This is a genomic window from Novosphingobium sp. 11B, assembly GCF_054589055.1.
Window position 1 is genome coordinate 3,529 of sequence record NZ_BAAILP010000192.1, and the last position, 18,279, is coordinate 21,807.

Sequence of the window (18,279 nt, forward strand, 5' to 3'; positions counted from 1 at the left end):
TCCGCCGCCGGATAATCCAGCGTGTAGTGCAGCCCCCGGCTCTCGTGTCGCTTGAGAGCGGATTCGACGATCAGTTCCGCACTCTGCAGCAGGTTGCGCAATTCGATCAGGTCGGTCGAGACGCGGAAGTGGCGGTAGTATTCCTCGGTCTCGCCATTGAGCATCTGGATGCGGTGCATGGCGCGCTCCAGCCGCTTGGTGGTCCGCACGATGCCGACATAGTTCCACATGAAGCGGCGGATCTCGGTCCAGTTCTGCTTGATGACGACTTCCTCGTCGGAATCGGTCACGCGGCTTTCGTCCCAGGCGCGCACTTGCGGCGGCGCCTCGAAGCTGTCCCACTTCGCGAGGATGTCGGCAGCCGCCGCCTCGCCGAAGACGAAGCATTCGAGCAGCGAGTTGGACGCAAGGCGGTTCGCCCCGTGCAGCCCGCTCTCGGTGCACTCACCGGCGGCATAGAGCCCCGGCAGGTCGGTGCGGCCGTCGAGGTCCACGAGGATGCCGCCGCAGGTATAGTGCTGTGCGGGCACGACCGGGATCGGCTCCTTCGTCATGTCGATGCCGAGGCCCATCAGCTTCTCGTAGATGTTCGGGAAGTGCGCCTTCACGAAATCCTCGGGCTGGTGGCTGATGTCGAGGTGGACGTAATCCAGGCCGAAGCGCTTGATCTCGGAGTCGATGGCGCGCGCCACGACGTCGCGCGGGGCCAGTTCCAGCCGTTCAGGATCGTAGAAGGTCATGAAGCGCTTGCCGGTGCGCGGGTTGATCAGGTGCCCGCCCTCGCCGCGCACCGCCTCGGTGATGAGGAAGTTCTTGACCTCCAGGTTGTAGAGGCAGGTCGGGTGGAACTGCATCATCTCCATGTTGGAGACGCGCGCGCCCGCGCGCCAGGCCATGGCGATGCCGTCTCCGGTGGCGCCGCGCGGGGCGGTGCTGAACTGGTAGACGCGGCCCGCGCCGCCCGTCGCCAGCACGGTGGCGCGGGCGGTGAAGGCCTCGACCCGGCCGCTCGCCTCGTTCAGCGCATAGACGCCCCAGACGCGGCCCGAACCGGAATAGCGCTGCTCGTGGCGCCCGGTGATCAGGTCGATGCACGAATAGCCGGGGAGCAGGGTGATGTTGGGGTGCGCCTCGGCGGCCTGCAGCAGCGCCTGCTGCACCGCCCAACCGGTGGCGTCGGCAACGTGGACGATGCGGCGGTGCGAATGGCCGCCCTCACGCGTGAGGTGAAGCGCCTCCCCGTCCGTGTTGAACGGCACGCCCAGTTCGACCAGCCGCTCGATCGCATGGGGTGCCCGCTCGATGACGAACTCCACCGTGTCGCGCCGGTTGAGGCCAGCGCCTGCGACCATGGTGTCGCGGACATGCTCCTCGAAAGTATCGCCGGCATCGAGCACGGCGGCGATGCCGCCCTGCGCCCAGGCCGTCGAACCGCCGGTCAGCGTGCCTTTGGCCAATACCGCGACCTTGACCTTGTCGGCTACCGCTAACGCAGCCGTAAGTCCGGCCGCACCGGAACCGATCACAAGGACGTCGAATGCGCCGGCGGCGCTGGATGGCGTTTCCATGACGCCGCTCCTAGCGCCCGTTGCACGGGGATCGCAATAGTTTGCGCGCGCCGCCACTTGCATGTTGCGGTGCGGTATCGTTCTTATATAAGATAGACCAAGTCATTACAAACACGGTTAACTTACGGCGATTTTGCTTCTTGCCAAGCACGTTGATTAGTCTAGTCAGCTTTCGCTTCTCATTGAGGAACCTATCTCGTGGCGATCTCGATTCCGCTTTGCTTTGCCAATAGGCATGAACCGGTGCGCAACGATGTGAAATGGGATGGCCTCAATTATACCGGCACCTGTAAAAATTGCGGAAAGACTATTCGCCGACAGAAGCACAAGGTCTGGAAACTTGACGACAGCGAAGCAGCCGACAAGTAAGTAAGAATCCTTAGCTTTACGAAATGCCCCTCATCCTCCTGAATATTATTAAGGAAAAAAGGGGATACAGGCCTTTGCTTGGCCCCGGCCGCCTCAATGTAAAATTTTGTTAATCGCGCACGTAAAGGCGCCCCCGGGCGAGGCCCGGGAAATATGAGACAGCTGCATCATATTTGAAAACGGCGACGAGTCGTTTCGCTCGTGCGCCGAGTCGCCGGTTATACTCAGGCTGCCGAACGCACCGCGCTGGTCAGGCTGACGAACACGTCTTCGAGGTCCGCTTCGCGAGTCGTCACGTCGACGATCGCGAAACCTTGCGCCTGCAAGGCCGACATGATCTCGCCCGCATTGGCGCGATCCTTGTCGTACGTGATCTCCAGAACCCGCTCGCCGGTCTTCACGCACTTGATGAAGCCGGGGTGGCTGGGCAGTTCGGTAACGTCGCGGTCCAGCGTCAGGACGATGATCTTCTCACGCGCCATGCCGACCAGTTCGCGGGTCGGCTTGTTGGTGATCAATTCGCCGTGGTTGATGATCGCGATGCGGTCGCACAGTTCCTCGGCTTCCTCGAGGTAGTGCGTGGTCAGCACGATCGTCGCGCCTTCCTTGTTGAGTTCGCCCACCAGTTCCCAGAGCTGGCGGCGCAGCTCGACATCGACGCCCGCCGTCGGCTCGTCGAGCACCAGCACGGGCGGGCGATGGACCAGCGCCTTGGCGATCAGCAGGCGGCGTTTCATGCCGCCCGACAGCGTGCGGGCATAGGCATCGCGCTTGTCGGCAAGGTGGACCGCGCGCAGCAAGTCTTCCGAGCGGCGCAGCGCTTTGGTGATGCCATAGAGCCCGGCCTGGATCTCCAGCACCTCGAACGGCGTGAAGAACGGGTCGAAGACGATCTCCTGCGGGACGATGCCAATCGCGCGCTTGGCGTTGCGCTGGTCGCGGTCAATGTCGAAGCCCCAGATGTCCACCGAGCCCGAGGTCTTCATGACCATGCCCGCCAGGATGTTGATCAACGTCGACTTGCCCGCACCGTTGGGGCCGAGGAGGCCGAAGATGCCGCCCTCCGGCACATCGAACGAGACCCCCTTCAATGCCAGCTTGCCCTCGCCGCCTCCGGCCGGGGCATAGCGCTTGACGAGGTCACGGATGGCGATTGCGGGCGTGGAAGTGCTCATGGCCGTGCATGTGGGCCATGATCGCCACGACGTAAAGACTGCAGGTGCCGCGTTGACGCTTCCTTGGCGCACGATATGATCCACAATATATCACTACGAGTCGCTAATCGAGCGACCGATACTGGAGAGCGCCCATGGCAACCGAAGCAGCCCCTATCGAGAAGGATTACTTCACCGATCATTCGGTGCTGCTCGATCCCTACGACTACTTCGAGACCATCCGCGCCCACGGCCCCGTCTACCAAATGCAGAGCCGCGACGTGATCGTGGTGACCGGCTTTGCCGAGGCGCTGGAAGTGCTGCTCAACAAGCGCGATTTTTCATCATGGCTGAACCCCGATCCGCTGGTGCTGCTGCCTTTCGCAGTGGAGGACGACGACATCTCCGCTCTGCTCGCTGCGACGCCAAGCGGGCAGATGGAACTGATGGTCTCCTACGACGGCGACAAGCACATCGCCGCCCGCTCGCTGCTCAACCCGCTGTTCGTGCCCTCGCGCCTCAAGGCCAACGAGGCGTTCATGCGCGCCTATGCCGACGACATGGTGCGCGAGGCCGTCGCGGCGGGCGGGTGCGAACTGGTGGGCTCCATCGCCACGCCCTTCGTCACCATGGTCATCGCCGACCCGCTGGGCGTCCCCGCGCAGGACCGCGAGGCATTCCGCAAGATCATCGACGATGCCCCGCCGCCCGGCAACATGGATACGCCCGACGCGCAGAGCATCCATCCGCTGATGGTCATGGCCGGCTATTTCGCGCGCTACATCTCCGAACGCCGCGCCCGGCCGCAGGACGACGTCATGACCGAGATGGCCCTGGCAACATACCCGGACGGATCGACGCCCGATGCGATGGAGGTGGTGAAATCGACGATGTTCCTCTTCGCCGCCGGGCAGGACACGAGCGCCAAGCTGATCGGCAATGCCCTGCGCCGCCTGTGCGAGGACCCGCCGATGCAGCAGGCCCTGCGCGATGACCGCACATTGATCGGCCCGTTCCTGGAAGAAGTGCTGCGTCTTGAAGGCTCGACCAAGGCCACTTTCCGCATCGCCGCGCGGGCCACGAAGATCGGCGACATGGACATCCCCGCAGGCAAGCGCGTGGTCGTCTCGCTGTCCGCCGCCAACCGCGACCCGCGCCGCTGGGAAGAACCTGCCGCGTTTCGCCTCGGCCGCCCGAGGATCAAGGAGCACCTCGCCTTCGGCCGCGGGGCGCATACCTGCGCCGGGGCTCCGCTGGCGCGGGCCGAGGTGGCGGTACTGCTCGACCGGTTCCTCGAACACACCGCCGCCATCACGCTTGACGAGGCACAGCACGGACCCGCCGGTGCGCGGCGGATGGAATACGAGCCGAGCTACATCATCCGGGGACTCGCCAACCTGCATCTGCGCTTCGAGGCAGCGTAGCCGCCCTGCCCCCTGCATCGCGACGACTTTACCTCGAAACGACGAACAAGGGTCCAATCCGATGCCACCGCAAGCTAGCGCGGCCGTCTCGGCACGGGTGGGCGATGGTAACTCACGTCGGTACGGTCGCGGCTGGCCTGGCAGGGCTCCTCCGGAGTGTAGGCGCTGCCCGGGGGCGGCGCCAGCGCGGCCTTGGGGACGTCGTACGTGCCCTCCACGATGGTCACCCGGTCGGCGATGCGCCACTCTCCGGCGCACTTCGCAAAGCGATCGACGTAGCGGCCGGTGGACATGAAGTTCGGCCCCTGCGCAGTCACGCCGGAGAAGTGGTAGTACGTCTCGCAGAACGCCTCGTCGCCCTGCAGATCGCAGACGTGATTGAGAATGGCGTGCTGCGTCGTCTCGAACAGCAGCGTGGTGCGGTCCGCCCAGGGGACGAAGTCGCCGGGCGTGCCGACGAAATGGCCGTGATCCTCGATCGCGTCGTCCCAGTAGCAGCCGCGGACAAGCGCATTGTCCAGCCGGTCGAGCCCGCGCGCATAGCGCAGCAGGACCTGATGGATGGCGTGGCGGTCGATCAGTTCCGCAAGGTCCAAGGTGTCAGCTCCCGAACCAGTCGAGCAGCATCGGGGCGAGAAGCGGCCAGCGCTCGAAGCGGCCCCGGCGTCCGGCGATGTCTTCCGGGAAAGTCGAGACGTAGTTCCATTCCTGGTCGCCCCATGGCGGCTCCACGAGACTCGAATCGGGAAGCAGGCGATGGACCCATTCGGACGTCTCGCGGGTGTGGGCCATGTCGCTCCTGCCGGAACGGAAGGTCAGCACGGGCATCGTCAGGGTCGAAAAATCGGCCTCGCTCATGCCCGGCACCGGCGAGGTGTCGGAATAGGCGAAAGCCTTGCCCCAGCGCTGCATCGCGGCGATGTAGGCATCGGCGTCCTGCGCCAGCAGTATGGTGCGCAGCTTCGGGTTTCGGGCAATCTGGTCGGCCCAGCTGGGAAGCTCGACCACCGCCTTCATGCCGCCCTTGCTGGCGGCCGCGATCTGGTCTCCGCAATAGTACCAGGCGAGGCCCGCCAGCCCTACCGGCCCGCCGCTGATCCACCAGATCGCGATCCGGCGCACGTTGGCCGCCATGCGCGCCGCCGCCATCAGGGTGATGCGCGAGCCCGCCGAGCCGCCCGCCAGCGTCACGTCCTCCAGCCCCAGCGCCCCGACCAGCCCGACCAGCGCCTCGGCGTTCATCACCGATTCGCTGGAGGCGGTGAAGGCGATGTCGGACGCGCCGCAGCCGGGCCGGTCCCACAGCAGCACGCGGTAGCCGCCTTGCGCCAGCTTCGCGCCCAGTTCCGGCACGCCCGCCGCGTCGCGCGCGTAGCGGCCGCCCGGCGTCAGTACCAAAGGCGGCGCGTCCTCGTCGCCGATCAGCTCGTAATCGAGGGTCAGGCCGTTAACGTCGATCTTCATGCTCTCTCCCGTCGTCGCGGTCTTGCCACTGAAGGATCACGCCATCGCATCCGCGCCCACCGTCGACTGCAGCGCCGTCTCCCAGCGTCCGAGGCCGTAGTCCCCGGCGATCGTGGTACGGTACATCAGCCGCTCCTCCGCGGGATCGTTGCCCGAGACGCAGTGCAGCATCCTGAGGTTGTCCCAGATCACCATGTCGTCCGGCCGCCACTTGTGCTGGTAGGAAAACCCCGTGCCGAGGCGGTTGATCTCCTGGCAGACGTCCTCCAGCAGCGCACCGCCCCCGGACGTCTCGTCACCGACGATGCCCTGCGCCATGTAGGCGGAGACGTGGAGCACCTTCTCGCCCGTGGCGCGGGTCCAGACGGCGGGGTGGATGGCGCGCGGCATCGCGGCGACCTGCTCGGCGAAACCTGCGGGCATCGGCTTGGGCTCGATCATGCGATAGCGGGCGGGACGGCCGAACCGCAGTTCGTCGAACTGGGTTTCCAGGCGATAGGCGATTTCCCGGCCCTCGATCCGCGCCCGCAGGTCCTCGGGGAACGCCGCGTAGAGCGCCACCCCGTCGAGGAAGCCGGTGATGCCGCCCTCCTCCACCCGCTCGACCGAGCGCAGCACGCCCGCGCGGTTGAGTTCGTCGTTATAGCAATGGTCGAAGTGCCAGGGCAGCCAGTGCGAGACCTGCCGTCCGTCCACCTCCACGATGCCTTTGCCGCGCCGGCTGCGGATTTCGATCACGCCGGGCAACCGGTCCGAATCGACGCGCGACACGCCCTTGACCGGGTGCTCCTTGAGCGGGCCGAAACAGCTGGAGATCGCCAGTTGCATCTCGTCGCTCTGCTCCACCGCCTCGAACACGATCATGCCGTGCCGGAAGAACAGCGCGTCGATCTCGTCGCGGACGGCCTTGTCCTGCAGCGCGGCGAGGGTCAGGGCGTCGATGCGGATGCCGAACGGCAGCCCCTCCTGCAGCGGACTGGTAGTGAACGACACGGCCTCTCTCCCGATCTGTTGTCGGGAGGAAGGCTAAATCCTGCGCCCGGTCAGGGCAAAGCGCTCAGACGGTTTTTGCCGCCACGGCCGATGCGCACTTCTCGGTGGTCTGCTTCGAACCGCCGCCAAGGAACGATACCGCAAGGAAACCGGCGATGATCAATACCACGAAGCCGACCGTCACCTTGCCCAGATGCTTGTCGATCACCGCCTTGATCGGCGCACCGAACAGGCGGAACAGCACGCCCACGATCATGAAGCTGATCGAGCGCGATATGATCGAGGCGCCCACGAACACCAGCAGGTTCATGCCGATGAACCCCGCCGTGATCGTCAGCAGCTTGAACGGGATCGGCGTCGCGCCCTTCACGATGATGATCTCGGCCCCGTAGTCGCGCAAGTAGCACGCTGCCTTGGGGAAGCTCTCCGACAAGTGCAGCGCCCGCAGCAGCGCCTCGCCGAAGGCGGCATAAGCGAAGTGCCCGATCGCATAGCCGAGCAGGCCGCCCGCCACCGAGGCGAGCGTGGCGATGGCGGCGAAGCGAATCGCCTTCTTCGGCTCGGCCAGGCACATCAGGCCCAGCAACGGATGCGGCGGCACGGGGAAGAAACTCGCCTCCATGAAGGCGAAGGCGGCCAGCCACCAGCCTGCGTGGCGGTGCGACGCCTTGGCCATGGTCCATTCGTAGAGGCGGCGCAGCATTCAGGATTCCCCCGTTCAAATCGCGCCCTGATTAGTGGCCGCGCTGCACTGCGGCAAGCGGGAAGAAAAAACCAATTTGGTTATTCTAACTTGACGCAGGCACACCAAATAGGTACATAACGGGAACACCGAAACGATGCCGAGTCGCCTCCCACGACCGGCCTGCCTCTCCAGTACAGGATCCCCCCATGGTCGAGCCGAAGCAGGCTTCGCCCGGCGCCTTGCCACGCCGTTCGCGAACCAAGATCAGTGCCGCATTGCAGGAACTGGAAAAGGGCGGGGTTAACCAGCACTGGCGCAAGTATTTCCTCGCCGCGCTGGCCGAAACCTCGAACGTCACCGCTGCGGCCGCCACCGCCGGAGTCCACCCCAGCCGCGCCTACAAGGCCCGCAGGGTGGAGCCGGAATTCGCCCGCAAGTGGCAGACCGCGCTGCTCGAAGGCTACCAGAACCTGGAGCTGGAAGTGCTTCACCGCCTGCGCTTCGGCGAGGCCAAGGACGGTACGGTCAAGTTCGACAACCCCAATGCCCTGCGCCTCCTCGGCCTCCACCGCGAGAACGTGGCGCGCGAACGGGCCATGCGCGACAACGAAGACCTCACCGTCGTGCGCGCCGCCATCGATGCCAAGCTGGAACAGTTGCGCCGCCAGGTCGTCGCCCGCCGCGAAGCCGAGATGAAGGACGGCGCAATTGGCTGACCATTCCGCCCCCGACACAGACTGGCTGCGCGACGCGACCGGGGCCGAGATCGAAGGCCATCTCGACGCCCTCGAACCCGAAGAACGCCGCGAATGGAACTGGCACTGGCGCCTCTGGGCACGCCCCGAGCAACTCGCGCCCACCGGAGGCTGGCGCACATGGCTGGTCATGGCCGGGCGTGGTTTCGGCAAGACCCGCTGCGGCGCCGAATGGACCGCCGCCATCGCCGAGGCCGAACCCACCGCGCGCATCGCTCTTGTTGCCGCCAACCTCGCCGAAGCCCGCGCCGTCATGGTCGAGGGCGAGAGCGGGCTGCTCAACGTCGGCGCGCCGTGGCGGCGACCGGCGTTCGAGCCCTCGCTGCGCCGCCTGACATGGCCCAACGGCGCGCAGGCCATGCTCTACTCCGCCGCCGAACCCGAATCGCTGCGCGGCCCCCAGCACAGCCACGCCTGGTGCGACGAGATCGCCAAATGGGACAACGCCTCCGCCCGCGCGACGAACGCATGGGACAACCTGATGATGGGCCTGCGCCTCGGCACCGACCCGCGCGTGATGGCCACCACCACCCCGCGCGCGGTGCCGTTGGTAACGCGGCTGATGACCGCAGAGCGCGTCGCCGTGACGCAGGGCAGCACCTTCGACAACGCGGCGAATCTGCCCCCGCAGTTCCTTGACGCGATGCGCGGGACGTACGGCGGCACACTGCTCGGCAGGCAGGAACTCGACGGCGAACTCATCGCCGATGTGGAAGGCGCACTTTGGTCCCGCGCCTTGCTGGAAACCTGCCGCGAAGACGCCTCGCCCGAACTGGTGCGTGTGGTCGTGGCCGTCGATCCCCCCGCTTCGGCCGAAGGCGACGCCTGCGGCATCGTCGTCGCCGGGCTCTCGACAGACGGCACCGCCCACGTCCTCGCCGATGCCTCGGTCGAGAAAGCCGGGCCGGAACGCTGGGCACGCACCGTGGCCGCCACCGCGCAAGCCTGGAATGCCGACCGCGTCGTCGCCGAAGCGAACCAGGGCGGCGCGATGGTCGCCTCGGTGCTGCGCGCGGCGCAAGTGTCGCTGCCGCTCAGGCTGGTCCACGCCAGCCGGGGCAAGGCCGCAAGGGCGGAACCGGTCGCGGCCTTGTACGAAGCGGGCCGGGTGCGCCACGGCGGGACTTTCGCGGCGCTGGAAGATCAGATGTGCGGGCTGCTCGCGGGTGGCGGCTATCAGGGACCGGGGCGCTCTCCCGACCGGGCCGACGCTCTGGTCTGGGCCTTGAGCGAGCTGATGCTCGGGAAAACGGTCGATCCTAAAGTGCGAATTGCCTGAAGAACGGAAAGTCACAAGCAGGGGAGCATAGCCCCCCTGCACCCCCAATACCGTCGAGGTCACGCGCGCGGCTTCCTCTCGCGCCCACCGTGAGCCGGGAGACAAATAGCCTGCGGCGCCATGTGGGGCTGAGGCGGCTGCACGCGCAGCGACGACAGTACAGGGGTCTGGGGCGATGGCCGCAGGACTTCTCTTCCTTCCCTGATTTCCTCTCTTCGAAAGGAACCTTCTCCCGTGTCCTTCCTCGAATCGCTCGTCGCCGCTTTCAAGGGCGCAAGTGACCGACCTGTGCTCGCGCGCGGATCGGCATCGCCGTGGTTCTTCAGCCAGTGCGGCGACGGGCGTACCCCCCTTCGAATATACGCAGGCCGTCCGCCGTGCCTATCTCGAAAACCCGGTCGCCCAGCGTGCGGTCAGGCTCGTGGCCGAGGGCATCGGCGGCGCGCCGCTTAAGCCTACCGATACGGCGCTGGCTGCGCTGGTCAGCGACACCAGCGCCGGGCAGTCGCTGCTGGAGACGCTCGCCTCGCAGCTGCTGCTTCATGGCAATGCTTACGTGCAAGTCATGAAGGACGCGCGCGGCCGTCCGGTCGAACTGTTCGCGCTGCGGCCCGAGCGGGTCAGCGTGGTCGCGGGCGAGGACGGCTGGCCTGCCGCCTATGCCTATGAAGTCGCCGGTCGCCGCCTGTCGATCACGCTGCTGGACGAGGACGCTTCGCCCAACGTGATCCACATCCGCCATTTCCATCCGGGCGACGATCACTACGGCGCCGGGTGCCTGTGCGCGGCGGACGAGGCGATCGCCACGCACAACGCGGCTTCGGCGTGGAACCGGCAATTGCTGGAGAACGCGGCGCGACCTTCCGGGGCTCTGGTCTACGAAGGCCCGGACGGCGCCGCGCTGACCGGCGAGCAATTCGACCGGCTCAAGGCCGAACTCACCGCCGCTTATGCGGGCATGGCGAACGCCGGGCGGCCGATGCTGCTGGAGGGCGGCCTCAGTTGGCAGGCGATGGCGATGACGCCCGCCGACATGGATTTCGCCACTCTCAAGGCCGCCGCCGCGCGCGACATCGCGCTCGCTTTCGGGGTGCCGCCGATGCTGCTCGGCCTGCCGGGCGACGCGACCTACAACAACTACCGCGAGGCCAACCGCGCCTTGTGGCGGCTCACCCTGCTGCCGCTGGCGTCCAAGATCTTCGCCGCGCTGGGCGAGGGCCTTGCCCCGTGGTTCCCCGGTGCTGCGCTCGCCATCGACCTCGACCGCGTGCCCGCGCTGGCCGAGGACCGCGAGCGGCTGTGGTCGCAGGTCAGCGCTGCCGATTTCCTCGACCCGTCCGAGAAGCGCCGCCTTCTGGGCCTTGATGAAGGGAACAAATCATGAACTCAAATGACATGCTGGCCGGACTGCTCGCGCAGGCGGCATCCGAGGGGAGCGACCTCGTCACCCTGCGCGCCGTCGTGGAGGAGGCAAGCGAACTGGGCGCGAAACGAATGCTCGCCCGCATCGGCCTGGGCGACGCCACCGCCCCGCAGGACGTCAGCGAACTGCGCGAACTGCTGCAGGCCTGGCGCGATGCCAAGTCGAGCGCGCGGCGCACGGTGCTCAGCTGGATCATGCGCGGCGCCCTCGCCCTGCTGCTGCTTGGCCTGACCGTACGGCTGGGTGCGACGGAGCTGCTGCGATGATGCGTTTCGCCGGTTACGCGGCCCTGTTCGGCCAGCCCGACGCCGGGCGCGACACCATCCGCGCGGGCGCCTTCGCCCGCTCGCTGGCCGAACGCCGCGATCCGATCCCGCTCTACTGGCAGCACCGCCCGGACCTCCGCATCGGCTGGGTCGAAACCGCCGTCGAGGACGCGCGCGGCCTGCGCGTGGTCGCGCGCGTAGACAACCCGGACGGCGCAGCGGGCCTCGCCCTCAAGCGCGGCTCGGTCACCGGCCTGTCCTTCGGCTACCGCGCCCGTGCCAGCCGCCGCTCCGATGCGGGCCGCGAACTGCTCGACGTGGAACTGTTCGAGGTCAGCCTCGTCACCCACCCGATGCAGCACGGCGCGCGGGCGCATCTGATTTCCCCGTCGTCCCGGACCTGATCCGGGACCGCTGGCCTAGCCGCGCCCAACCCTCGTCAAGGCGCCCGGAGTGACAGCCACCGCCTAAAGACAGCCACCGGTCCCGGGTCGAGCCCGGGACGACGTCATGGCTCCCCCCTTCCCCACCACAGAAAGGTGCCTACCCATGGAATCCACTGCTCCCGTCGAGGCGATCGACGCCTCGTTCGACCTAGTCGCGCGCCAGGATGCCACCGACGCCGCCGTCACGGCCCTTCGCACCGACGTCGACGACGTGAAGGCCCGCCTCGACCGCGTCTCGCGCGCTGCCTCGCGGCCGCTGATCGAGGGCATGGGCGCCGCACCCTCGCTCGAAGTGAAGAGCTTCGTGCAGGGCTACCTGCGCTCGGGCCGCGAGACGGAACTCAAGTCGCTCTCCGGCGCGGCCCTGGCCGACGGCGGCTATGCCGTCCCGCGTGAGATCGACGCGCTGATCTCGGCCCGGCTCAAGAACATCAGCCCGATCCGCGCGATCGCGCAGGTCGTGCAGACCAGCACGGCGGGCTACCGCAAGCTCATCACCACCGGCGGCACCGCCTCGGGCTGGGTGAGCGAGACCGCCGCGCGCCCCGAAACCGCGACGCCCAGCTTCGCCGAGATCGCCCCGCCCTCCGGCGAACTCTACGCCAACCCGGCGGCGAGCCAGGCGATGCTCGACGATGCCGCCTTCGACATCCAGTCGTGGCTGGCCGACGAGATCGCGATGGAGTTCGCCCGCGCCGAAGGCGCCGCCTTCGTCAGCGGCACCGGCACCAACCAGCCGCGCGGCTTCCTGACCGGCACCACCAGCGCCTCGGCCGACGGTGCCCGCACTTTCGGCCAGCTGCAGCACATCGTCTCGGGCAATGCGGCGGGCTTCGACACCTCGCCCGAACTGAAGCTGATCGACCTCGTGCACTCGCTCAAGGCGGGTCACCGCCAGGGCGCGAGCTGGGTGATGAACTCCAAGACGCTGGCACAGGTGCGCAAACTGAAGGCGGCGGACGGCTCGTTCCTGTGGCAGCCGGGCCTGATGGAAGGCCAGCCCAACCGCCTGCTCGGCTACCCGGTGGTCGAGGCCGAGGACATGCCCGACATCGCCGCGAACGCCCTGCCGATCGCCTTCGGCAACTTCCGCGCCGGCTACCTCATCGCCGAGCGCACCGCGACCTCGATCCTGCGCGATCCGTTCACCAACAAGCCCTTCGTCCACTTCTACGCGACCAAGCGGATCGGCGGGCAGGTGCTGGATTCCGACGCGATCAAGCTGCTGCGCATCTCTACCTGACGCCCCGCAGGTAGAGCGCCCGCGCCGCCGTTTCCCCTCCCGGCGGCGCGGGTGACATTTGCCCAACCATCGCCCCGACCTCTCTCGCTTTCCTTTCCCCCGTCATTCCCGCGAAGGCGGGAACCCATCTCCTGAGGGTGCCTGTCGAACGGGCATCAGATGGGTCCCCGCCTTCGCGGGGATGACGGGAAAAGGACACGGCGCTCCCTCTCATCGGAGACACCCACCATGCGGGTCATCCTCACCCCGTCCACGCTGCCGCCCCCGGCGCTGGCCGAACTGAAGCAGTGGCTGGGCATCACCACCGCCACCGACGACGCCTCGCTGACCGCACTGCTCGCCGCCGCGCTGGACACCTGCGAGGCCTTCACCGGCTCCCTGCCGATCGAGGCCGAGTGCGAGGAAGTGCTCTCCACCCGCCCCGAGAGGCACCAGTTCTGGCACAGGCTGGCGACGCGCCCGGTGCAGGCCATCGCCTCGGTCGAGACGATCGCGGCGGACGGCACCCGCACCCCTCTAGCGTCGGGCAACTGGGAGGCGGACCTCGACGCCGACGGCACCGGCCGCTTGCGACTTCCCCTGCCCGGCGCGGAGAGCCGCGTCGCGGTGCGCTTCACCGCCGGTCTCGCGCCCAAGTGGGACGCCCTGCCCGAAGCGCTGCGCCACGGCGTCGTCCGCCTCGCCGCACACCAGCACCGCGAGCGCGACGGAAACGGTGCAGCGCCATTGCCGCCCGCCTCCGTCGCCGCGCTGTGGCGGCCGTGGCGCCGGATGCGGTTGTCATGACCGAGGGCATGAAGGCCGAGACCGACTTCGACGCCCTCGCCCGGCGGCTGACCGCAAACGCCGCTGCCCTCGCCGTCGCCTGGGCTACCAGCCGCCGTCTCGCTGCCCGTCAGGATGATAGCCGCTGGCGCCGCGCGGGCCTCGTCTGGCCGCTGTTCGCGAAAGGATAAGTCATGGAAATCCCCCTTCGCGCCGCCCTGATCGCATGGCTGGCCTCCGACATGGCCCTTGTGGCGAACCTCAACGCGGTGGTCGAGGAAGCCTCCTCGCGCACCAGCCTGCCGTGGCTAGCCATCGCCTCGAGCGCCAGCACCGACTGGAGCTGCAAGACCGCCCCGGGTCGCGAGCTCCGCGTGGCGCTGGAACTGCACTGCCGGGGCGATGCGTCCGATGCGGCGGCGGACCTCGTCACCGCCATCGAGGCGCGGGTGGACAGCCTGCCGCGCCTGCAGCCGGGCTTCCAGATCGCGACAATCCAGTTCCTGCGCGCCCGCGCCGAACAGCGCGGTGAAAGCCGCCGCGCGATCCTGCTCGAATACAGGTTTCGCCTGCTGGCGCAGTGACGACTGATTTCACGCGCAGGTTGCGACAGGCCCACCCACAACCCCTCCCGCAAGCGGGAGGGGAGACCCGAGGTAAGGCCCTCCCGCTTGCGGGAGGGCCGGGAGGCTTGGCCCGAAGGGCCTAGCCGGACGGGGTAGGCCAACGCGACGCTGCGTGCCCCCTCTCTTTCACCAAAGGAGCCTTACCATGCCCGCCCAGAAAGGCAGCGCCTTCCTCCTCAAGATCTCCAACGGCAGCGTCCCCGCCGCCTACCAGACCGTCGCCGGGCTGCGCACCACGCAGATGTCGGTCACCGGCGACGCCGTCGTCGTCACTTCCAAGGACAGCGGCGGCTGGCGCGAGCTGCTTTCGGGCGCAGGCGTCCGCTCGGTCTCGGTGAGCGCGGCCGGGATTTTCCTCGGCAGCGCGGCGGAGGCACAGGTGCGCGCCAACGCCATGGCCGGCACCCTCGACGATTACGAACTCAGCTTCGAGGACGGCGAGCGGCTGCGCGGCAAGTTCCTCGTCCAGCGCCTCGACTACGCGGGCGATTTCAACGGCGAGCGCAATTACACGCTCCAGCTGGAAAGCTCGGGTGAGGTGCTCCCGGCATGACGCCTAACCCCCTGCGCGGCGAGGCGGCCATCGCCATCGGCCACGGCGCCTACGTGATGCGCCCCAGCTTCACCGCGCTGGTCGCCGCCGAGGAGGAACTCGGCCCGCTCTTGGCCCTCGTGGAGCGGGCGGGCGCGGGCGAACTTCGCCTGACCGAGATGACCACGCTGTTCTGGCACTGCCTGCCCGAAGCCGACCGGCCAAGCCGCGAAACGGTTGGCGCAGCGATCGTATCCCAGGGCCTCGCCGCCTGCGCCGCGCCGCTGCGGGTGCTGCTCGCACAAGTGCTCAAGGGCAGCGCGTGACCTTCGCGGCCGCCGCCTTGGCCCTTTGCGGCCTGTCCGCGCGCACGCTGGGGTGGCGGCCCGCCGAGTTCTGGGCGGCCACCCCGGCCGAACTGGCCGCCGCGCTCGGCCTGCTCTCCCCCGGCGCGCCTGCGGGCTTCGACCGGGATACCCTCACCAAGCTGATGGAAAACGATCATGGATGAGATCGACAGCCTCCTCGTCGAGGTCCGCGCCAGCACCGACGGCTTTGCCCGCGACATCGCGCAGATGCGCGGCGCCGTGGACGGCGACCTCGTGTCCGGCTTCACCCGCGCGGGCGACGCTCTGGAAAAGGGCCTGTCTGGCGCGATCCGGAAAGGTGCCCTTGGCTTCGACGACCTCAAGCGCACCGCCGCCTCGACGCTCGACGCCATCGCCGGGCAGGCCGCGCAGACGCTGGCCTCGGCGCTGGTCGGCGGCAGCGGCGCGGGCGGCGGGCTGGACCTCTCCGGCCTGCTGACCGGCGCGCTCGGCCTGCCGGGCCGCGCCACCGGTGGCAACGTCGCGCCCGGACGCGGCTATGTCGTGGGCGAGCGAGGGCCGGAGCTGTTCGTGCCGACGTCCGCAGGCCGCATCGAGACCGGCGGTTCGACCAGCCGCGACGTGCGCGTGGCGATCAACCTCTCGGCCCCGCGCGGTTCCAGCGCGCCGCAGTCGCTGCAGCGCTCCAGCCGCCAGGTCGCGAGCGCCGTGCGCCGCGCCCTCTCGAACTGAGGAGAGACCTCATGGCATTCTGGCTCGCCAGCAAGCGCGAGGGGCAGGCGAGCGACTGGCTCATGCGCTTCGACCCGCGCTTCTGGACCGTCAACTTCCCCCGCCCGATGGTGGCGACCGTAGTGTCCACCGCCCCCGATGCGCTGCGGGTGGAAGCCTCGTTCCTGCGCCGCGCCGACCTCGGCGGGCTGATCTGGGACAGTGTCGATATGCTCGACCACCCCCTGCTCGCCTACCGCACCGACCGCGATTACGCGCATACCTCGCTGCGCTTTCGCTGGCGGTCGGGCGGGCTGATCCCGCTCGACGCGATCAACGGCCCGACCCTCACCATCGAGGGCCGCGACGAAGCGGGCGCGCCGCATACCTGGTACGTGCGCCTTTGGAACTATGCTGAGGGGACAGGCGAGAACGCGGTCGTCACGCTCAACTTCTCGGCGCTCGACGGCGGCTACGCGCTGCCCGCCGACGCCGACCGAGTCTGGCCAAACGCGATCGAGCGGATGTTCATCTCCTTCGCACCGCCCGGCTACGACGGCACCAGCCCCGACCCGCTCCCCGACGAGGCCGAAGGTTGGTTCGAGATGTCCGAAATCGCCTCCGACGGCGCCCGCGCCATGCTGGAGATCGGCGACGTGATCCTGCCCGCGAACGGCCTCGCCATGGCGACCGGCTACGACGATCAGGGCGTCCAGACCCCGGCGCGCCTGATCCGCGCCGTGCGCCAGCTCGGCTATCGCGGATCGGTGGTGCATTACCTCGGCATGAGCCACTACTTCCGGCTCGCGGCGAACGCCGGCCAATACCTAGCCGGGCAGGGCGGCGCCCCCCTCAATGGCCCGACCCGCAGCTGGCACCGCGCCTTCTTCGCCGGATGCCTCGCGGCGGGCCTCAGCCCGATGGCCTCGCTATCTTACGAACTGCTCGACCAGCATTGCCCCGAAGCGTGGAAGCAGCGCGACTGGGGCGGCAACCCGGCGCTGACCGGCTGGGATCCGCCCTCCACCCTGCTCTCCCCGGCGAATGCGGACGCGATGACGTGGCTGCAGGCAGTCGGCGCGGCCTTCGCCGGATTGCTCGCCGAGGTGGGCGCACCCGTCCGCTTTCAGATCGGTGAGCCATGGTGGTGGACCTTCGGCGACGGGCGCATCTGCCTCTACGACGATGCCGCCAGAGCCGCATTCGGCGGATCGCCCGTCGCCATTCCCGACATGCGCGCACCGCTCGCCCCGGCGCAGACGGCGCTGCTCGATCAGGCAGGCGCGGTGCTGGCGCAATCGACCGCCGACCTCGTCGCGGCGGTACGCACGGCGGTCGCGCCCGCGCCGGTCGAAGCGCTGGCGCTCGTCTTCACCCCCACCCTGCTCGCGCCCGACATGCCCGACCTCAAGCGCGCCAACCTGCCGATCGGCTGGGCCGCGCCCGCGTTCGACCGGCTGCAGGTGGAAGACTACGACTGGCTGACCGCCGGGGCCGATGCCCATCGCCGCAATGCCCACGCCGAAGTCGACGCCCGCCTCGGCTATCCGGCGCAGGAACAGGACTACCTCGCCGGTTTCGTCCTCAGGCCAAACCAGCGCGACCAGTGGCGCCGCATCGACGCCGGGATCGACGAAGCCCTGACCCGCGCGCCCCATGAAGTCGTCGTCTGGGCGCTGCCCCAGGTCGCACGCGACGGATACGTGCGCCTTCCCCCGCCGCCAACCTCAGGAGCCGACCCCATGCAGGCCTTCGACGACGTGCTCTACCCGCTCGCGCTCGGCCGCGACGCGACGGTGGTGCCCGAATTCTCCACCAGCGTCTCGGTCACCGCCTCCGGGTTCGAGCGGCGCAATTCGCTGTGGTCCAACGCCCGGCTGCGCTTCGACGTCGGCCCGGGCGTGCGCTCCGAGGCGGAACTGGGCGCACTCATCGCCTTCTTCCGCGCCCGCCGAGGTCCCGCTCGCGGGTTCCGGCTGCGCGATCCCAGCGACTTCAGCTCGAGCGGCATGGTCGCCGCGCCCGGCCCGCTCGACCAGCCGCTCGGCACCGGCGACGGCATCAAGGCCGGGTTCCCGCTCATCAAGCGCTACGGCGAGGGCGAGGACGCGCAAGTCCGCCGCATCACCCGGCCCGATTTCGCAACGGTTCTCGTCTCCATCGACGGGGCGCTGCAGGTCGGCAACTGGACTCTGGCCGAGCACGGCTTCGTCACTTTCGACGAGGCCCCGCCAGTCGGCGCGGCCG

Annotated in this window: 22 protein-coding genes; 16 read left to right on the plus strand and 6 right to left on the minus strand. The window is 68.3% G+C overall.

Annotated elements, in window-relative coordinates:
• On the minus strand, window positions 1-1,568 hold a 1,568-nt coding region (nadB, locus tag ACYPYD_RS17340; RefSeq protein WP_459664446.1), incomplete at its 3' end, for an L-aspartate oxidase.
• Between the two features lie 198 nt (window positions 1,569-1,766).
• Between nadB and ACYPYD_RS17345 the strand changes: the two genes are divergently transcribed.
• Window positions 1,767-1,937, plus strand: a complete 171-nt coding sequence (locus tag ACYPYD_RS17345; protein ID WP_155986451.1) for a hypothetical protein — start codon at window positions 1,767-1,769, stop codon at window positions 1,935-1,937.
• Window positions 1,938-2,161: 224 nt separating this feature from the next.
• Here the strand turns inward: ACYPYD_RS17345 and ACYPYD_RS17350 are convergent, their stop codons facing one another.
• Window positions 2,162-3,112, minus strand: a complete 951-nt coding sequence (locus ACYPYD_RS17350; RefSeq protein ID WP_008831209.1) for an ABC transporter ATP-binding protein — start codon at window positions 3,110-3,112, stop codon at window positions 2,162-2,164.
• 134 nt (window positions 3,113-3,246) lie between these two features.
• Here ACYPYD_RS17350 and ACYPYD_RS17355 point away from each other — a divergent pair, with 134 nt between their 5' ends.
• Window positions 3,247-4,515 (plus strand): cytochrome P450, encoded by a 1,269-nt coding sequence (locus ACYPYD_RS17355; protein ID WP_459664449.1) that lies wholly within the window; start codon window positions 3,247-3,249, stop codon window positions 4,513-4,515.
• Window positions 4,516-4,589: 74 nt separating this feature from the next.
• Here the strand turns inward: ACYPYD_RS17355 and ACYPYD_RS17360 are convergent, their stop codons facing one another.
• From ACYPYD_RS17360 to ACYPYD_RS17375, 4 genes are all read right to left on the minus strand, one after another.
• On the minus strand, window positions 4,590-5,111 hold the full coding sequence (locus ACYPYD_RS17360; RefSeq protein WP_459664451.1) for a nuclear transport factor 2 family protein: 522 nt from the start codon (window positions 5,109-5,111) through the stop codon (window positions 4,590-4,592).
• A 4-nt stretch (window positions 5,112-5,115) separates the two neighbouring features.
• Window positions 5,116-5,979, minus strand: a complete 864-nt coding sequence (locus ACYPYD_RS17365) for an alpha/beta fold hydrolase (RefSeq protein WP_459664454.1) — start codon at window positions 5,977-5,979, stop codon at window positions 5,116-5,118.
• Between the two features lie 36 nt (window positions 5,980-6,015).
• A complete protein-coding gene (locus ACYPYD_RS17370; protein ID WP_459664456.1) occupies window positions 6,016-6,972 on the minus strand; it encodes a TauD/TfdA dioxygenase family protein in 957 nt (318 codons plus the stop codon).
• 64 nt (window positions 6,973-7,036) lie between these two features.
• Window positions 7,037-7,675, minus strand: coding sequence for a YqaA family protein (locus ACYPYD_RS17375; RefSeq protein ID WP_036529473.1), 639 nt, complete (start codon window positions 7,673-7,675; stop codon window positions 7,037-7,039).
• 188 nt (window positions 7,676-7,863) lie between these two features.
• On the opposite strand from ACYPYD_RS17375, the gene ACYPYD_RS17380 reads away from it, so the two are divergent.
• The 14 genes from ACYPYD_RS17380 to ACYPYD_RS17445 all read left to right on the plus strand — a co-directional run.
• A complete protein-coding gene (locus ACYPYD_RS17380; RefSeq protein WP_459664458.1) occupies window positions 7,864-8,373 on the plus strand; it encodes a hypothetical protein in 510 nt (169 codons plus the stop codon).
• Entirely contained in the window at window positions 8,366-9,691 is a 1,326-nt protein-coding gene (locus ACYPYD_RS17385) for a DNA-packaging protein (RefSeq protein ID WP_459664460.1), read from the plus strand. The genes ACYPYD_RS17380 and ACYPYD_RS17385 overlap by 8 nt, the downstream gene beginning before the upstream one ends.
• A gap of 277 nt (window positions 9,692-9,968) precedes the next feature.
• Window positions 9,969-11,075, plus strand: a complete 1,107-nt coding sequence (locus ACYPYD_RS17390) for a phage portal protein (RefSeq protein WP_459664461.1) — start codon at window positions 9,969-9,971, stop codon at window positions 11,073-11,075.
• Window positions 11,072-11,380, plus strand: a complete 309-nt coding sequence (locus tag ACYPYD_RS17395; protein ID WP_036529483.1) for a DUF6127 family protein — start codon at window positions 11,072-11,074, stop codon at window positions 11,378-11,380. The genes ACYPYD_RS17390 and ACYPYD_RS17395 overlap by 4 nt, the downstream gene beginning before the upstream one ends.
• Entirely contained in the window at window positions 11,380-11,784 is a 405-nt protein-coding gene (locus ACYPYD_RS17400; RefSeq protein ID WP_459664488.1) for an HK97 family phage prohead protease, read from the plus strand. The genes ACYPYD_RS17395 and ACYPYD_RS17400 overlap by 1 nt, the downstream gene beginning before the upstream one ends.
• A gap of 145 nt (window positions 11,785-11,929) precedes the next feature.
• Window positions 11,930-13,069 (plus strand): phage major capsid protein, encoded by a 1,140-nt coding sequence (locus ACYPYD_RS17405; protein WP_036529485.1) that lies wholly within the window; start codon window positions 11,930-11,932, stop codon window positions 13,067-13,069.
• Window positions 13,070-13,297: 228 nt separating this feature from the next.
• Window positions 13,298-13,855: a head-tail connector protein gene (locus ACYPYD_RS17410; RefSeq protein WP_459664462.1), complete on the plus strand. Its 558-nt coding sequence runs from the start codon at window positions 13,298-13,300 to the stop codon at window positions 13,853-13,855.
• Window positions 13,852-14,025: a hypothetical protein gene (locus ACYPYD_RS17415; protein WP_459664463.1), complete on the plus strand. Its 174-nt coding sequence runs from the start codon at window positions 13,852-13,854 to the stop codon at window positions 14,023-14,025. The genes ACYPYD_RS17410 and ACYPYD_RS17415 overlap by 4 nt, the downstream gene beginning before the upstream one ends.
• A gap of 3 nt (window positions 14,026-14,028) precedes the next feature.
• The gene (locus tag ACYPYD_RS17420; protein WP_459664465.1) at window positions 14,029-14,418 is read left to right on the plus strand and encodes a DUF3168 domain-containing protein; all 390 of its coding nucleotides are present in this window, start codon (window positions 14,029-14,031) and stop codon (window positions 14,416-14,418) included.
• Window positions 14,419-14,605: 187 nt separating this feature from the next.
• A complete protein-coding gene (locus ACYPYD_RS17425; protein ID WP_459664467.1) occupies window positions 14,606-15,013 on the plus strand; it encodes a phage major tail protein, TP901-1 family in 408 nt (135 codons plus the stop codon).
• Window positions 15,010-15,318, plus strand: coding sequence for a gene transfer agent family protein (locus ACYPYD_RS17430; RefSeq protein WP_459664468.1), 309 nt, complete (start codon window positions 15,010-15,012; stop codon window positions 15,316-15,318). Before ACYPYD_RS17425 ends, ACYPYD_RS17430 begins: the two co-directional genes overlap by 4 nt.
• Entirely contained in the window at window positions 15,315-15,503 is a 189-nt protein-coding gene (locus ACYPYD_RS17435; protein ID WP_008829055.1) for a phage tail assembly chaperone, read from the plus strand. The genes ACYPYD_RS17430 and ACYPYD_RS17435 overlap by 4 nt, the downstream gene beginning before the upstream one ends.
• Window positions 15,496-16,053, plus strand: a complete 558-nt coding sequence (locus ACYPYD_RS17440) for a tail tape measure protein (RefSeq protein WP_459664469.1) — start codon at window positions 15,496-15,498, stop codon at window positions 16,051-16,053. Before ACYPYD_RS17435 ends, ACYPYD_RS17440 begins: the two co-directional genes overlap by 8 nt.
• Before the next feature lie 11 nt (window positions 16,054-16,064).
• Window positions 16,065-18,279: phage distal tail protein, Rcc01695 family (locus ACYPYD_RS17445; RefSeq protein ID WP_459664471.1), on the plus strand; the 2,215-nt coding region annotated here is incomplete at its 3' end.